The organism is Serratia sp. T13T92 (genome assembly GCF_047530105.1).
Classification (GTDB): domain Bacteria; phylum Pseudomonadota; class Gammaproteobacteria; order Enterobacterales; family Enterobacteriaceae; genus Chania; species Chania fonticola.
This window is the reverse complement of record NZ_JBLJAK010000043.1, coordinates 1-16208: the sequence shown is the minus strand read 5'-3', so window position 1 is coordinate 16208 and position 16208 is coordinate 1. Positions and strand designations below refer to the sequence as shown.

General features: G+C 54.5%; 17 protein-coding genes. 10 read left to right on the top strand and 7 right to left on the bottom strand.

Annotation, left to right across the window (positions count from 1 at the left end; translation table 11 throughout):
* Window positions 1–7: 7 nt before the first annotated feature.
* Window positions 8–988, top strand: a complete 981-nt coding sequence (locus tag ACMV5I_RS24510; protein WP_121608441.1) for a LacI family DNA-binding transcriptional regulator — start codon at window positions 8–10, stop codon at window positions 986–988.
* Here ACMV5I_RS24510 and ACMV5I_RS24505 read toward each other — a convergent pair.
* Together ACMV5I_RS24505 and ACMV5I_RS24500 are read right to left on the bottom strand one after the other, a co-directional pair.
* The gene (locus ACMV5I_RS24505) at window positions 980–1762 is read right to left on the bottom strand and encodes a PhzF family phenazine biosynthesis protein (RefSeq protein WP_414825486.1); all 783 of its coding nucleotides are present in this window, start codon (window positions 1760–1762) and stop codon (window positions 980–982) included. The two genes, ACMV5I_RS24510 and ACMV5I_RS24505, sit on opposite strands and share 9 nt — an antisense overlap.
* 9 nt (window positions 1763–1771) lie before the next feature.
* Window positions 1772–2374 (bottom strand): LysE family translocator, encoded by a 603-nt coding sequence (locus ACMV5I_RS24500; RefSeq protein WP_021808042.1) that lies wholly within the window; start codon window positions 2372–2374, stop codon window positions 1772–1774.
* 117 nt (window positions 2375–2491) lie between these two features.
* Here ACMV5I_RS24500 and ACMV5I_RS24495 point away from each other — a divergent pair, with 117 nt between their 5' ends.
* From ACMV5I_RS24495 to ACMV5I_RS24470, 6 genes are all read left to right on the top strand, one after another.
* Complete coding sequence (locus tag ACMV5I_RS24495; protein WP_024482712.1) at window positions 2492–3472, top strand: hydrolase; 981 nt, start codon at window positions 2492–2494, stop codon at window positions 3470–3472.
* Window positions 3469–3702: a YheU family protein gene (locus ACMV5I_RS24490; RefSeq protein WP_021808044.1), complete on the top strand. Its 234-nt coding sequence runs from the start codon at window positions 3469–3471 to the stop codon at window positions 3700–3702. The genes ACMV5I_RS24495 and ACMV5I_RS24490 overlap by 4 nt, the downstream gene beginning before the upstream one ends.
* A gap of 151 nt (window positions 3703–3853) precedes the next feature.
* Window positions 3854–4723 (top strand): phosphoribulokinase, encoded by an 870-nt coding sequence (locus ACMV5I_RS24485; protein WP_202809990.1) that lies wholly within the window; start codon window positions 3854–3856, stop codon window positions 4721–4723.
* Between the two features lie 630 nt (window positions 4724–5353).
* On the top strand, window positions 5354–5827 hold the full coding sequence (locus ACMV5I_RS24480) for a hypothetical protein (protein ID WP_414825485.1): 474 nt from the start codon (window positions 5354–5356) through the stop codon (window positions 5825–5827).
* Window positions 5828–5832: 5 nt separating this feature from the next.
* Window positions 5833–6435, top strand: coding sequence for a LuxR C-terminal-related transcriptional regulator (locus tag ACMV5I_RS24475; RefSeq protein WP_414825484.1), 603 nt, complete (start codon window positions 5833–5835; stop codon window positions 6433–6435).
* 156 nt (window positions 6436–6591) lie between these two features.
* Window positions 6592–6825 carry an ANR family transcriptional regulator gene (locus ACMV5I_RS24470; protein ID WP_414825483.1) on the top strand — a complete coding sequence of 78 codons (234 nt, stop codon included), beginning with the start codon at window positions 6592–6594 and terminating at the stop codon, window positions 6823–6825.
* A gap of 80 nt (window positions 6826–6905) precedes the next feature.
* Here ACMV5I_RS24470 and ACMV5I_RS24465 read toward each other — a convergent pair whose 3' ends face one another.
* Both ACMV5I_RS24465 and ACMV5I_RS24460 read right to left on the bottom strand, forming a co-directional pair.
* Window positions 6906–8084, bottom strand: coding sequence for an amidohydrolase (locus ACMV5I_RS24465; protein WP_414825482.1), 1179 nt, complete (start codon window positions 8082–8084; stop codon window positions 6906–6908).
* Window positions 8081–9280, bottom strand: a complete 1200-nt coding sequence (locus tag ACMV5I_RS24460; RefSeq protein WP_024482714.1) for an MFS transporter — start codon at window positions 9278–9280, stop codon at window positions 8081–8083. Before ACMV5I_RS24460 ends, ACMV5I_RS24465 begins: the two co-directional genes overlap by 4 nt.
* A 192-nt stretch (window positions 9281–9472) precedes the next feature.
* Here ACMV5I_RS24460 and ACMV5I_RS24455 point away from each other — a divergent pair, with 192 nt between their 5' ends.
* On the top strand, window positions 9473–10381 hold the full coding sequence (locus ACMV5I_RS24455) for a LysR substrate-binding domain-containing protein (RefSeq protein ID WP_024482715.1): 909 nt from the start codon (window positions 9473–9475) through the stop codon (window positions 10379–10381).
* 2 nt (window positions 10382–10383) lie between these two features.
* Here the strand turns inward: ACMV5I_RS24455 and ACMV5I_RS24450 are convergent, their stop codons facing one another.
* The gene (locus ACMV5I_RS24450; RefSeq protein ID WP_021181673.1) at window positions 10384–10791 is read right to left on the bottom strand and encodes an OsmC family protein; all 408 of its coding nucleotides are present in this window, start codon (window positions 10789–10791) and stop codon (window positions 10384–10386) included.
* 381 nt (window positions 10792–11172) lie between these two features.
* On the opposite strand from ACMV5I_RS24450, the gene crp reads away from it, so the two are divergent.
* Entirely contained in the window at window positions 11173–11805 is a 633-nt protein-coding gene (gene crp / locus ACMV5I_RS24445; RefSeq protein WP_005969523.1) for a cAMP-activated global transcriptional regulator CRP, read from the top strand.
* 56 nt (window positions 11806–11861) lie between these two features.
* Window positions 11862–13937, top strand: coding sequence for a YccS/YhfK family putative transporter (locus ACMV5I_RS24440; RefSeq protein ID WP_141133109.1), 2076 nt, complete (start codon window positions 11862–11864; stop codon window positions 13935–13937).
* A 31-nt stretch (window positions 13938–13968) separates the two neighbouring features.
* Here ACMV5I_RS24440 and argD read toward each other — a convergent pair whose 3' ends face one another.
* Together argD and ACMV5I_RS24430 are read right to left on the bottom strand one after the other, a co-directional pair.
* Window positions 13969–15186 carry a bifunctional acetylornithine/succinyldiaminopimelate transaminase gene (gene argD / locus ACMV5I_RS24435; RefSeq protein WP_414825481.1) on the bottom strand — a complete coding sequence of 406 codons (1218 nt, stop codon included), beginning with the start codon at window positions 15184–15186 and terminating at the stop codon, window positions 13969–13971.
* A 94-nt stretch (window positions 15187–15280) separates the two neighbouring features.
* Window positions 15281–15856, bottom strand: coding sequence for an aminodeoxychorismate synthase component II (locus tag ACMV5I_RS24430; protein ID WP_059199470.1), 576 nt, complete (start codon window positions 15854–15856; stop codon window positions 15281–15283).
* Window positions 15857–16208: the final 352 nt, after the last annotated feature.

Here is a 16208-nt window from a genome sequence, read left to right as displayed (position 1 = left end):
GCAAACCATGTCGATAGCAAAGGTGGCGAAAATCGCAGGCGTCTCAGCGGCCACCGTCTCACGGGTGTTGAACGGCCAACAGATCGTCAAACCAGCCACTCGCGATAAGGTCCTGGCGGCGATCCGCGCATGTGACTATCAACCCAACCTGCTCGCACGCCAACTGCGCACTGCCCGCAGCGGGATGCTGCTGGTGCTGGTGTCCAATATCACCAACCCCTTTTGCTCCCTGGTGGTACGCGGTATCGAAGAAGAAGCCGAACGCCACGGTTACCATATTCTGCTGTGCAACTCGGAATCTAACCCAACCCGTGAATCCGCCTACCTCAGCCTGCTGAGTGGCAAGGTGGTTGACGGGGTGATCACCATGGATGCCATCAGCTGTTTACCAGGGCTGACCGCCATGATCGGTGATTTCCCCTGGGTGCAATGCGGTGAAGGGGATACCCAATTCCGCGCCTCCTCCGTCACCATCGATAACCACCAGGCCGCCATGGCCGGTGTACAGCACCTGGCAGCCAAAGGGCGCCAACGGATCGCGTTGCTCAATGGTGATATGCGTTACCTGTATTCACAACAGCGGGAACAGGGCTACCGGCAGGCGTTGGCAGAGTTGGGGCTGGACTATTGCCGGGTTGAATATGTCGAAGGGCTGGATTACGCCGCTGGAGCCAAGGCGATGAGTGATTTGCTGGCAGACGGGCCACGGCCAGATGCGGTATTTGCCATTTCAGATGTGATTGCCGGGGGCGCGATGAGTGCCTTGCACCAGCAGGGCTTGCGTATTCCAGAAGATATCGCGGTGATGGGATTTGACGGTGTGCCGTTTGGCAGTATCACCACTCCGCCGCTGACCACCATCGTACAGCCCATGCATCAGTTCGGCGTGCGTAGCGTGCAGTTGCTGCTGGAGAAGATTCAGGGCCAGCAGTTGCCACCTTGCCACGACGTGCTGGATTGGCAACTGCTGGAACGGAGTTCAACCTGAAAGAGAGCCACGCAAGAAGATGCGCGCATAACCACCCAGCAACGTACGTTCTCCTTGCTGCTCGCAGAACAACTCGCCGCCGCGTGATGACAGCTGTTTTGCATGCAACTCCTGGCGGCCCAGACGAGCCGTCCAGTAAGGCATCAGTATGCAATGGGCAGAGCCGGTGACCGGATCTTCGCTGCGATCCATTGAGAAATAGCGCGAGACAAAATCCACCTCATCACCCGGAGCCGTGACGATCACGCCGCAACCCACGTGGTCGATCAGCTCGGCGATCGCAGGCTGCACCGCCCTGACCTGCGCCTCATCGGCCAATACCGCCATCAGCGACTGGGCTCGCCACACTTCCTGCGGTTGCACACCGAGCAAAGCGGCCAACTGTGGCGGTTCAGCAATTTTCTGTGGTGGGCGAGAAGGGAAATCCAGGATCAGCCGTTCACCGTCGGCCGCATCGCGTTTGACATACAGCTCACCGCTGGCGGAACGGAAACGGATATCGCTCAACCCAGGGTTGACCACGTTTAACAGCACGTGCGCCGAGGCCAAAGTAGCATGCCCGCACAGATCCACTTCCCGCGTTGGCGTGAACCAGCGGATCGCATACATGTCGCCATCCTGCCAGACAAAGCTGGTTTCCGGCAGGAATAGTTCATTGGCGATAGCCTGCATCTGCGCCGTTTCCAGCGGTTGTTGCAGCAGGCAGACACCGGCCGGGTTGCCCCGCAGCCCCTCGCCAATAAAGGCATCAACATGGAAATAGTTTTCGGCCATTACAGTTCCTTAATGCCAAATCAGTAATACACAGGCGGCGGTTAACAGCCCCATCGACACGTTAAAGATTATCCAGGCTTTCTTGCTGCGCAGCAGGCGGCCAATCACCGTACCAAAACCCAACCAGATGATCCCGGCAACGATGTTGACGGCAAAGATACCGAAGGCGATGGCCAGAATCGAGTGGTTGTATTTATCCCCCGCCAGGCTAAAGCTCGCCACCGCCCCCAGCGCCATCAGCCAGGCCTTGGGGTTGAGAAATTGCAACAGCCAGCCTTGGTACAGGCGCACTGGCTTCGGTGGCGGCGCGTCGGTTTCCAGCTTTTCATAGGCTGCCGTCGCTACTTTCCACGCCAGCCACAACAGATAAAGGCTGCCGAGGATTTTCAGGATCAGGTGCAAGGAAGGATAAATCAGGATCAACCCACCAACGCCAAATGCTACCAACACCAGGATACTTTGCATGCCCAGCATGATGCCAATCATCAGCCATAATGAACGCATAAAGCCGAAATTGGCCCCTGAGGTGGTGAGCAACATATTGTTGGGGCCAGGGGTGATCGCGGCCACCCACAGGAAGCCTAGCATCGAAAGAAATAAACTCAGTTCCATGAAGCGGGTGCTCCTCACCCAAATGACTTTTTTGCAGTATGATTGCTAATACATGTGTTTGAAGCTAACAGTGCGGTTCGGATCACACAATAGCCGCCAACAAGAATTTTATTCATTATGTATGAATCCTTTCGCCCCCTGACCGGGGCCAGTAATCCACACCTGCAAACCCTGCTGCCACGGCTGGTACGCCGCCGCGTACTGCTGCAACCTCATTGGCAACGGCTGGAGTTGCCGGACGGCGATTTCGTCGATCTGGCCTGGAGTGAAGATCCGCAACTGGCGCGCGATAAACCTCGCGTGGTGCTGTTCCATGGGTTAGAGGGTAATTTCTACAGCCCTTACGCACATGGGCTGCTCAATGCCTGGCGCGAGCAAGGCTGGTTGGGCGTGGTGATGCATTTCCGCGGTTGCAGCGGCGTGCCCAACCGTAAGCAACGCATCTACCATTCCGGCGAAACGGAAGATGCCCGCTTCTTCCTGCGCTGGCTGCGTGACAGCTTTGGCGAAGTGCCAACGGCGGCGGTCGGGATTTCCCTGGGCGGCAATATGCTGGCCTATTATCTGGCCCAACAGGGTAATGACAGCCTGCTGCAGGCGGCAGTGGTCGTTTCCGCCCCGCTGATGCTGGAACCTTGCTCGCTCCGCATGGAACAGGGATTCTCACGCGTTTATCAGCGCTACCTGCTGGGCCAACTCAAGCAAAATGCCACCCGCAAGCTGCTGCACTACCCAGGCACCTTGCCGTTGGATTTATCGCAACTGAACAAGCTGCGGCGCATTCGCGAGTTTGATGATGTGATCACCTCGCGCATTCACGGTTTCAGCGACGCGGTCGATTACTATCGCCGTTGCAGCGCCCTGCCGCTGTTGCCGCAGATCACCACACCGCTGCTGATCATTCACGCTAAAGACGATCCATTTATGACTGATGCGGTGATCCCCGACCTCGCCAGCCTGCCGCCTAATATCGAATATCAGCTGACGGAGTGCGGTGGCCACGTCGGCTTTGTCGGCGGCACCTTGAAAAAACCGCAAATGTGGCTGGAGCAACGTATCCCAGCCTGGCTTTCTCCTTTTTTGGAATCCACCAAGTGATTATTCCCTGGCAAGAAATTGAACAAGAGACCCTCAACAGCCTGATCGAGTCCTTTGTATTACGCGAAGGAACCGACTACGGCGAGCACGAACGTTCGCTGGAACAGAAGGTCGACGACGTGCGCCGCCAGTTGAAAAGCGGCGAAGTGGTGCTGGTGTGGTCAGAGCTACATGAAACCGTCAACATCATGCCTCGCGGGCAGATCCGCGCTGGGCAGGAGGAAATTTAGTCTTATCGCATGCTATGACTGAGGGGAAAAATCAGGTAACAATGCAGTATTGCAAACCAACGCGCACAATTTCGCCTTGGGCGAAAGGGCATCAGCCATACTAAAAATCTTATTCTGAGCCTGCGCATTTAATACGGAGTGACCCTCTATCATGTCTGCCAAACATCCCGTAATCGCGGTGACCGGTTCCAGCGGAGCCGGCACCACCACCACCAGCCTGGCGTTCCGCAAGATTTTTCAGCAGCTAAACCTGCGCGCCGCCCAGTTGGAAGGCGACAGCTTCCACCGTTACACCCGGCCGGAAATGGATGCGGCAATCCGTAAAGCCCGCGATATGGGCCGCCATATCAGCTACTTCGGCCCGGAAGCCAACGACTTTGGCCTGCTGGAGCAGAGCTTTATCGAATACGGCAAGAACGGCACCGGCCGCTCACGTAAATATCTGCATACCTACGACGAGGCCGTGCCTTACAATCAGGTACCGGGCACCTTCACGCCTTGGGAGCCACTGCCCGCCCCGACGGATGTCCTGTTCTACGAAGGGCTGCACGGCGGCGTTGTGGCCGATCAGATTGACGTAGCCAAACATGTCGATCTGCTGGTCGGCGTGGTGCCGATCGTCAACCTGGAGTGGATCCAGAAGCTGATCCGCGATACCGGCGAGCGTGGCCATTCTCGCGAGGCGGTGATGGACTCGGTAGTCCGTTCGATGGAGGATTACATCAGCTACATCACGCCACAGTTCTCACGCACCCATATCAACTTCCAACGCGTCCCGACGGTAGATACCTCCAACCCGTTTGCCGCCAAGGCGATCCCCTCGCTGGACGAAAGCTTGGTGGTGATCCACTTCCGCGGTCTGGATCAGATCGACTTCCCTTACCTGCTGGCAATGCTGCAAGGATCGTTTATCTCGCATATCAATACGCTGGTGGTACCGGGTGGCAAGATGGGGCTGGCAATGGAGCTGATCATGGCACCGCTGGTGCAGCGGCTGATGGAAGGCAAAAGGATCGAATAAATTCATCATACCCGTCGTCTGCGTTAATACCTGCACAAAGCTATCAGGGCCCATCCGTGGGCCTTATCCTTTTTAGAAAGACAATCAATTCGTCATCAGAAATGGGCCCCCTCTTTTTTTGATATTGCGATGAGCAGGGTAGTCGGATTATTTCCTACAGCTAATTCCTCCCGAATAACCTACACCTCCTTTTTTTTACATTCAAAGCGACTAACTGTTTCATAATAGCCAGGAGAAACGACTCGAAATTCAGTGCTCTTTCATGGAGGTTGTTCCTTAACTCCTGCATCGGTTCGTTTATACATCTCTCTTGAAAGGGGTTAAGATTAGCTTAAGAAAGCCACTATCTCATTGTATTTTAATTAATTAATAAAAACCACAGACAAAGGAATGTCTTTAGGTGAATTTTGTTTTTTTATTAATAGAGTAAATGTATCTCTTCCCATAGTCGCTGTTGATAATGCAACCACACATTAATTCAATACTGAATCAAGACAACGTTAATTTAACTATTTCGATCATAGCGCTATTGCGTACCGGCCCTTTTACAACTTTTGGCGAGGGCTTTTTTTAAACATGTCACTGGCCAATCGCCGTGGTGGAGATACTGATAAATATAGGAAAATAACTATGAGTGAAAAAAATATCGTCATTATATCCCCTTACGCCTACATGGCGGCAGCGGTAGAAGCTATGCTCGAGCGAGAAGAGGCACATTACCGCCTTACGCCATTGTTGATAGCTATGATTTTTCCACAGTCTCCCCTTTTTCAGGTTGGCCGGCTAAAAGCGGATACGGTTGTGCTTCATGTCACCAATGGTGTTACGAATTCCGTATGCCGTACTCTCGACAACTTCTATGCCACCTGCTCACCTGAATGGCGAACCCTTATCCTATTCGATATGGAAAGTGCTCATCAGTTGTCATCCCTACCGTGTGTCTGCCAACAGGCCGACGCTATTCTCAGCAGTGCGACCCCATTGTCACGCTTGGCTTCAATTCTGTTGAAACAAGACACTTTTTTACCTTCACCCCAAGAGAGACTCCAGACTTTTTCCCGTGAGACTCGCCTGGGTGCTAATACGCTTCGCTGGAGGGCGTAATCCAGATGACTTCATTGACTCGAGAAACAAAACCGAAACAGACAGTAGCCCTTGTGCATCCATGCTTCTTTACGCGCCAGGGGCTGAAGGCGCTGCTGTCGCCTGCCTATGATGTGATTGATGCTGAAGATATTTGTGATCTTGAGAAAGAACTTGTCTCTGTAGATCTTTTGTTGTTGTCACCACAACTTTTTCCTCCGAACCGTATGAGAGAAGTAGAGCAGTTCATGAAACGGATATACCAACATCACCCACAGTGTTTGGTATTGCTCACATTGGAGACAACTGACATGTCCTACATACGGTATTTAATCAGTCCGTTCAAAGTGGTAGGCGGCTTGGACCTCTCTTATTCAGTGCCGGCATTGCGCTTGCAGCTCGAGGCCATTCTAACCGGGAATGAACATCCCTCTTTGCCCTTTGAGTGGCAGGGATTAAGTTCTCGAGAATACGCAGTCCTCAGCGCCCTTATATCAGGAAATAGACCGGCGCAAGTAAGCAAAGCTTTGGGAGTAAACGTCAAGACTGTCAGTCATTACAAACTCCAGGGATTAAAGAAGTTAGGTGTGCGTAATATGCAGGCTTTTCTATTATCACCTTATTTTTAAAAGCCTATGACAGTGAAGAAGGAGAACACACAATGATGAAAAATAATGGCGGAAATACCCATCAGCCTTGGGTCAGCGTATCTCCACAGGGAAAAGGGAGGCTAATAACATCCCTGAAAGTTACACCAATTACACCATGTGTGTGCGTTCCCTGTAATGGTTATGTTCATTAGGGGGGAGAAAGCGGTGTTTTCTCAGTTGGCTAAACAGGCATCAGAGAGAGAACGCGCAGAAGTGTGGGGAGAGGCACAGAATTTATGGTTTCTTGCGTCCCTGAAGGCCGCCTCTTCCGAGAATCGAGCCTGGGCAACCTGCCGATCTGAGTTTTGTCGTCGACGATCAGAGCGGCAGGGGATGCCCATAAGCGAATTGCATCTAGAGATAGGCTAAGCAACAGATTTGTACATCTGACACTGCGTATCGGTGAAGCTATAGGCGCGGAAAAGTTCTTAGTACCGCGCCCACCGTTGTTAACGCATCAACAGATGGCGGATAAAACCGACGTGCAGTTTCACGCCAATCTGCATCGCCGCCTCGTCCAGTTTAAAACGGGGATTATGCACGCCGTAGGTGGCACCGATCGCCTCGTTACCGCTGCCGATAAACAGGAAGCACCCCGGCACTTTCTCCTGATAGGAAGAGAAATCCTCACTGCCAAACATCGCGCTGGTCAATTCCCGCAACGCCTTTGGCCCCACGGCTTCGGCCACCACCTCGCGCGCAATAGCGCAGGCATCAGGATGGTTATTGCCGATGGTATAGCCACGCGTCCAGTCAACCTTGTAGCTGGCACCGTGCGCCTGGCTGATCCCAGCGACGGTTTGCTCAACCAGCAACGGTACCCGCTCGCGTACTTCCTGATTATGAGTGCGTAGCGTTCCCGCCAGCCGTGCGCTGTCAGGGATGACGTTATAGCTGTCACCTGCCTGGAAGGTCGCCACCGTCAACACAGGAGCATTTAACGGATCCAGCTTCCGTGCCACGATCTGCTGCAATGCGCTAACGATCTCCGCACCAATCGGCACCGGATCGATACACAGATGCGGCATCGAGCCATGTCCACCCTTACCCTGCAGCACGATGTCGAAGTTATCGCTGGAGCCACTGAACACGCCCTGCTTCATGCCCACCTCACCGGTCGGGAAGTTGGGCATGACATGCAGGCCGAAGATCATCTTCACGCCATCCAGAACCCCCAGGTCTACCAGCTGTTGGGCTCCGCCCGGTGGCACTTCTTCGGCATGCTGGAAGATAAAACGCACCGAACCTTGCAGCTGCGCCTGCAACTGGCACAGCACGCTGGCCGCGCCCAGCAACATCGCGCTGTGGGCATCATGGCCGCAGGCATGCATCACCCCTGGCCGGGTCGAGCAGAAAGGTTCGTCGCTTTCCTCCTGGATCGGCAAGGCGTCGATATCGGCGCGCAATGCATAGCACGGCCCCGGCGCTGCGCCCTGCAATTCGGCCACTACGCTATTTGGCGTAGGGCGTGAGATCTTCAACGGGCCAAGGTGGGCCAATTGTGCAGCGATGTAATCTGCCGTCTGCGCCTCTTGAAATGACAACTCTGGATTGGCATGCAGGTGGCGACGCCACTGCAATACCTGTTGTTCCACGTCGGCAATCAGCTTTTCAATGTTCATTTTCATACTCCTTGATTCAGTGCCGGTTGGCGCGCTTTACCAGCCAATGGCAGGATCACCAGCCCGGAAACCACCATAGCCAGTGCCAAAAAGATAAACGTTGTCATGTAGTTGTGGCTGATGGTGATCAAATACCCCATGGCGATAGGGGCCACAAAGCCACCCAAAGTGCCGCCGGTGTTTATCAGCCCCATCGCTGCCCCCATCACTTCCGCAGGCAGGCGCTTCATCGGCAGAGTAAACACCGTGACGAACGAGGCCATCAGGAAGATATAACCCAGGAACAAGAACAGGCTGGCCGTCAGCGCTGATTCGCTGGTAAACACCAGCCAGATGCACAAGGCGCTGATCAGGGAACTGAAGAAGATCACCCACGGCTCACGCCCTTGCAGATAGCGCCCGACCAGCCAGCCGGTACCGAGTGAGGAGATCCAGATCCCCAGACCACCGGCGGCGACCACCATGCTGGAGACGTCAATCGGCATTCCGCGCTGCTGTACCAGGAATTTCGGCAGCCAGGCCATCAGGCCGTACGACGGGATGTTGATACAGAAAATCGCCACAAACAGCAGCAGTACGATGGGGTTTTTCAGCAAGGCCTTATAGTTGGCAGCGGCTGCCCCAGCTTTGGCGGGTGCTGCCTGTGGTGGATTGGGAACCAGCCACAAGATGCAGGCGGCAATCACGAATGCCAACAGGCCAAGTGCAGAGAACGACCCACGCCAGCCGATGTGATCCAGGCAGTAGACCGCGACCAGTGGACCGACGGTCATCGCCAACCCGGCGGAAGACAGCAGAATGGACTGCGCGAAGGTGCGCTGTTCCAGTGGGAAATTCGCCACTACCGCCTTGGCACAGGAACACGGATAGCCGGAGTGGCCAATACCCGACAGGAAGCGGAACGTCACCAGCAGGCCCAGGCCGAACCCCAGAATGCCGAAGCACAGGGCAAATCCCCCCAGCAGCAGTAACGAACTGCACAGCACTTTCTTAAAACCAAAGCGGTCATTGAGCCAGCCCGCCGGTATCTGGAACAGGGAATACGCCAGGAAAAACATCCCGGTAATGTAGCCCAGCTGTTCCGGCTGTAGATTGAACTCGCGTTCGATAGGTAACAGCGCAAAACCCATCACGGTTTTATCGATGTACACCACGACATAGCCCACAAACAGCAAAAAAATCATTAGCGAACGATTTTTCATCGCCGATATTCCTTTAAGTTATCACCCAGGCTGCCCACCAGCGTGGCGGGCGTAGTTTAATAATGTGATCCAGGTCACTTTATAGTTTTAATAACAGTAACTTACAATAACATGCTGAAATTATCGCCTTTTGCCGAGCGGCATAAGATACAATTTTGTAAGGGGTGATGCTTTTTATTGATAGGGTGGGGAATGCGCTATTTACCGAAGTTACAGCAGTTGAAAGTCTTCCAGCAGGTGATCCGCAGCGGCAGTATTCGCGGCGCGGCGCGCGCGCTGGAGCAATCTCAACCGGCGGTGAGCCGCACCATCCGTGAACTGGAACAGATCCTGGAAACCCAGTTGATCAATCGCAGCAGTCAGGGAATGACGCTGACCGAAACCGGCCGCGCCTTCGCCCTGCGAATGCAGTTGATCCTGGAGGAATTGCAGCGCGCCGCCGACGAGATCCAGCAGTTGAATCAGCATTCACAAGGCAACGTCGCCATCGGCTGCTCTTCGCTACTCGCCCTCACGGTATTACCGGAGCTGGTCGAAGCCTTCAAACAGCCGTTTCCGCAGGCCAATCTCCTGATCCGCGAGGCGCAGCTTTCTACGCTGCTGCCAGCATTGCGCGAAGGCCGCCTGGATTTTGCCGTGGGTACCGTCAGCCCGGAACTGCCTCTGGAGGATCTGGTGCGTGAACCGCTGTTCAACGCCTCTTTTTGCATTATCGCACGCCAGGGGCACCCACTGGCGCAGGCCACCTCGCTGGACGAGCTGCGTGAGGCCAAGTGGTTATTACCGGAAACCGATATGGGGTATTACCAGCAGTTGCGCGCGGTGTTAGGCACCTTCTATCAGCAATTGAGTCGTTCGCCCATTCGCTCGGACTCGGTGACCTGTGGCTTGAATATGGTGTTGGAGGCGGATTATTTGACTATCGTGGCGCGGGCGATGAGTGCACCGTTCCATTTGCAGCATCGGCTGGTGGCATTGCCTATCGACACGCTGCCGCAGGCTCAATACTGCGTGCTGTATTCACAGAAATCGCCGCTAACCGTGACGGCACGGCGATTTCTTGATTTATTGCGTGCCCACTGCCTGCGCTACCCTTGGTAGGATCAGGCCACTTCGCGGATTTCGAAGCTGTGGGTGATGCTGGCGGCTTTACCCAACATCAAGGAGACGGAGCAGTATTTCTCGGCGGAAAGATCCACCGCGCGCTCTACAATCTTATCGGTCAGCCCTTTGCCGGTGACAATAAAATGCAGATTGATATGGGTAAACAGACGTGGCGCTTCTTCACGACGCTCGGAGGTCAGTTTTACCTCGCAGTCACGCACATCGTTACGCCCTTTTTGCAGGATCGACACCACATCGATGGCGCTACAGCCGCCGACGGACATCAACACCATTTCCATCGGGCTTGGCGCTTTATCGCCCGCGTTGCCATCCATCAAAACCTGGTGGCCGGACGCAGACTCACCCAGGAATGTCAGTCCTTCTACCCACTTAACTCTTGCCTGCATGTTACACACTCCGGTTAATTTCTTAAAAACAGGGTACGCTTTCGCATACATTCTGGCAACGTAACCTGATGCTAATCATGCTGAAGCGAGACAACACAAGACACCCGCCTCACTCTGTGCTACAAACAGAGCCGCAATAACTCTTTCCAGGTCACCGATTTCAGGGATACGTCCAAGGAAAGGCCCCTATATTGGTTTGTTAACAGAATGTAGCTTGCAGCTCTCCCTGCAAGTTAATATGCTAGAGCACAAGCGTATTTCTATAACACGCCTCAAAACCTGTTGATAGCCACAATTAAAACACCGGGCTATAAGCACGTTTTACAGGGAACTCTGACCCCTGTGATACAAGGCAGCGATAACAACAGAGGATAACAGCGAATGGTTCTCGGCAAACCGCAAACAGACCCGACTCTCGAATGGTTCCTGTCTCATTGCCATATCCACAAATATCCATCGAAAAGTACGCTGATTCACCAAGGTGAAAAGGCCGAAACGCTTTACTACATCGTCAAAGGCTCCGTTGCGGTGCTGATTAAAGATGAAGAAGGCAAAGAGATGATCCTGTCCTACCTTAACCAGGGGGATTTCATCGGCGAGCTTGGATTATTTGAAGAAGGCCAGGAGCGTAGCGCCTGGGTACGGGCCAAAACTGCCTGTGAAGTGGCTGAAATTTCCTACAAGAAATTCCGCCAACTGATCCAGGTTAACCCGGATATCCTGATGCGCCTGTCCGCACAGATGGCTAACCGCCTACAAGTCACCTCAGAGAAAGTGGGTAACCTCGCCTTCCTTGACGTTACCGGCCGCATTGCACAGACCTTGCTGAACCTGGCAAAACAACCTGATGCCATGACTCACCCAGACGGTATGCAGATCAAAATCACCCGCCAGGAAATTGGCCAAATCGTCGGTTGCTCACGTGAAACCGTCGGTCGTATTTTGAAAATGCTCGAAGATCAAAACCTGATCTCCGCGCACGGCAAAACCATTGTCGTGTACGGTACGCGTTAATCCCCAGGGAAACGGTGCAGCAATGCGCCGTTTCTTTACCTACTGAATAGCCAACCATGTGGCGCCGCCTGATCTACCACCCGGAAGTCAACTACGCACTGCGGCAAACGCTGGTGTTGTGCCTGCCGGTGGCGTTTGGTTTGCTGATTGGCAACCTGCAACTCGGCATGCTGTTCTCGTTGGTGCCCGCCTGCTGCAACATTGCCGGGCTGGATACGCCACACAAACGCTTTTTCAAACGCCTGGTTGTAGGCGGCTCCCTGTTCGCACTCAGCAGCCTTCTGCTGCAACAAGCCCTACTGTGGGATCTACCATTACCCTTGCTGATGCTGGGAATGGCGCTGTTGCTCGGCGTCAGCGGTGAAATCAGCCCGCTGCATGCACGCCTGCTGCCAGCCGCACTGGTTGCCGCCATCTTTTCCCTCAGCATGGTAGGTACCGTGCCAATCTGGCACGCCCCTTTACTGTATATCGTCGGCACCGCCTGGTACGGGCTGTTTACCTGGGCCTGGTTCAAGCTGTGGAAAGAGCAGCCGATGCGCGAATCCCTAAGCCAGTTGTATATGCAGTTGGCCGACTATTTTGAAGCCAAATACTCATTACTGACGCAGCATACCGACCCAGAAACTGCCCTGCCGCCGCTGTTGCAACGCCAGCAGAAAGTGATGGATCTGATCAGTCTGCTATACCAACAGCTGAATTTCCTGCCCCATGCCAATAACCTGGAGCAAAAGCGCCTGCAACGTACGTTTCAGGTGGCGCTCGATTTGCAGGAGCACATCACCGTCAGCCTGCATCTGCCGGAAGAAGTACAAAAGCTGGTGGAGCAAAGCCAGGCCGAAGCGATTATCCGCCGCAACGCCCAGGTGATCGCCACGCGCCTGCGGGTGGTGGCCGACGATATTCTCTATCATCGGCACTCTGCGCGTTTCAGTATGAAGAATGAGCTGGCGGCGCTGGAAAAAGTGGCCTCACAGCACGCCGATAACCCGGTTGGCCAGTTCTGCTATTACCATTTCAGCCGCATCGCGCGCCTGCTACGCACTCAGCACCCACTGTACCGTCGCAATCTGATGGCCAACCAGTCACGGTTGCCGTTTTGGCCTGCGGTGGTGAGCTATCTGTCGTTTAAATCCAACGCCCTGCGCAATGCCGCCAGGCTGGGGGTCATTCTGGCGGCAGGCAGCAGCCTGGGCATGCTGTTCAACCTGCCGAAACCCTATTGGATCTTGCTGACCATCATGCTGGTCAGTCAAAACGGCTATAACGCCACGCGGGTGAGGATCCAGCACCGTGCACTCGGCACGTTGGCCGGGTTGGTGATTGCCGCTGGGCTGTTGCAACTACAGATGCCGGAAAGCGTGACGCTGAGCATCATGTTGGCGATCACCCTGGCGGCCTATCTGATCTTGCGGAAAAACTACGGGTTGGCGGTGATGGGCTTCACCGTGACCGCCGTCTATACTTTGCAGCTTTTGGCGCTGAACGGTACCCATTTCCTGGTTCCGCGCCTGATTGATACCCTTATCGGCTGCGTACTGGTGTTTGGCGGCACGATCTGGCTATGGCCGCAGTGGCAGAGTGGCCTGCTGCGTAAAAACGCCCATCAGGCACTGGAGCACGATCAGACAGCACTGCGCTTATTGCTGGAAGAACAGGAACCGGACCCCAGCGAACTGGCCTACACGCGTATGCAGGTCAATCAGGCGCATAATGCCCTGTTTACCTCGCTCAATCAGGCGATGCAGGAACCGGGGTTTGAATCGAATTATCTGGCTGATATGCGGCTGTGGATCACCCATAACCAGTTTATTGTTGAACACCTGAATGCGATGACCATTCTGGCGCGCGAGCACTATATGCTGACGCCAAAGCTGGCTCAGGAGTATCTGCAGACCTGTGAAATCGCCTTGCAGAGCTGCCAGCAGCGGTTGGAATATGACGGCCCGAGTACCAGCAACAGCATCATGCAGCCGCCGGACCTGCATCCGGACATGCCGGTCACCGAGATGGAACGCCACCTGCGGCGGATCCTTTCTCACCTGACCGTGATGCATACCATCTCGTCACTGGCGTGGCGCCAGCGCCCACACCATGGGATCTGGTTGAAGCGCAAACTGCGGGAAAGCTGAGGTTAGCGGGACCGCAGCCCCGCAGACTTGATTAGCCGTTAATCACATCCTGTACGGCCAATTCGAACAGCGCCATGCCTTCGTCGATATCCTTCAGCTCAACCACCAACGAAGGGGCAAAACGGATCACGTTTGGCCCAGCGTTGAGGATCATCAAACCGCGGGCGGCAGCTGCAGTGAGAAAATCGCGCGCTTTGCCGTGATAGCCCGCTTTCAGTTCCGCGCCAATCAACAGCCCCATGCCACGAATATCGCTGAACACATCGTATTTCTTACCGATCTCCTGCAAAGCCTGAACAAACAGCCCACGACGCTGCTCAATCCCGCTTAGCACCTCTGGCGTGTTGATCACGTCCAACGCTGCCTCTGCCACTGCACAGGCCAGTGGGTTGCCGCCGTAGGTAGTACCGTGAGTGCCAACCTGCATCACCGAGGCGATCTCTTCGGTAGTCAGCATCGCACTCACCGGGAAACCGCCGCCCAGCGCTTTGGCGGTGGTGAGGATGTCTGGCGTAATGCCGTAATGCATATAGGTAAACAGCTTGCCGCTGCGGCCCATACCGCTTTGCACTTCATCAAAGACCAGCAGCGCCTGATGTTGGTCGCAGAGTTCACGTACGCCCTTGAGGAAGAGAGGATCGGCAGCGGTAATACCCCCTTCGCCCTGGATAGGCTCCATCACTACCGCACAGGTGTGATCGTCCATCACCGCTTTCACTGCGGCCAGATCGTTGAAGGGCACATGTACGATATCGGCCGGTTTCGGCCCAAAACCGTCGGAATATTTTGGCTGTCCACCCACGGAAACGGTGAACAGCGTACGGCCATGGAAAGCGTTATTAAACGCGATAATCTTGGTCTTATACGGGCTATGACGGATGATGGCGTAATGACGAGCGAGCTTGAAAGCCGCTTCGTTAGCCTCCGCACCGGAATTGGCGAAAAACACCCGATCGGCGAAGGTGGCAGCGATCAATTTACTGGCCAGGCGCAGCGCGGGCTCATTGGTGAACACGTTGCTGGTATGCCATAAGGTTTCGCCCTGCTGCTTTAAAGCCTCAACCAGTGCCGGATGGCAGTGCCCCAACGCAGTCACCGCGATACCACCAGAGAAGTCGATATACTCTTTCCCCTGCTGATCCCATACGCGGCTCCCCTTGCCCTTCACCGGCACAAACTGGGCGGGTGCATAAACAGGCAGGATAACCTGATCAAAGGTGCTGCGGGTAACTGCGGTTTTTTCGGTCATTACTGGCTCCAGGCGGCTAACTATCAAGTGAAAATATAATCACAAAATATGCATAAAAAACCAACCAAGGGCAAGCTTAAAAAGCCACTAACGGCTAACTTCCAAGGAAATTACCCAGCAGTTGGTGCCCCTGTTCGCTGAGAATGCTCTCCGGGTGGAACTGCACACCCTCCAGCGCCAGCGTCCGGTGGCGGATCCCCATGATCTCATCCCGTTCGCCGTCACGTTCGCTCCAGGCGGTCACCTCAAAGCACTCCGGCAACGTCGCAGCATCCAGGATCAGTGAATGGTAGCGGGTGACGGTCAGTGGATTATTCAATCCCTTGAACACGCCGAGATTTTGATGGCGGATAGCAGAGGTTTTGCCGTGCATCACCTCTCGAGCGCGAACCACGTCGGCACCAAACGCCTGGCCCAATGCCTGATGACCGAGGCAGACCCCAAGGATCGGCAACTTACCGGCAAAATGGCGAATGGCAGCCAGCGAGATGCCCGCCTCGTTCGGCGTACAGGGGCCAGGGGAGATCACCAGATGCTGCGGAGCCAGCCGCTCAATATCGGCCAGTTGCAGTTCATCGTTACGCTTCACCAGCACTTCTGCACCCAGTTCGCAGAAGTACTGATAGAGGTTGTAGGTAAAAGAGTCGTAGTTATCGATCAGCAGCAGCATGTTTAAATTAACTTCGTGATTAAGGCTCGTTACGGCAGATATTGATTTGGGCCTATGACACAGGCCTTGCTGGAGTTTAACGCCCATAGCGGTGTGGAGCACAGGCTAATTTTCTGACTTAACGCACTTTAAATCGGTGAAAAAAACAATAGTCTATGCTGCTGTAACCCAATCGTGTCACAGATGGGAGTCATGCAGAACACCGACACGCCGTAAACCCGTCCTTGGGGGCTCGTATCGCGCATATATGGACGCTCCCGATAACGCCAGTGTTTTCTTGAAAAAGGTGAACAGGTATTGCAGGCATATATTCGGTTTCTTTCTGGGTCTTTACGACCCGAACCATGATGAA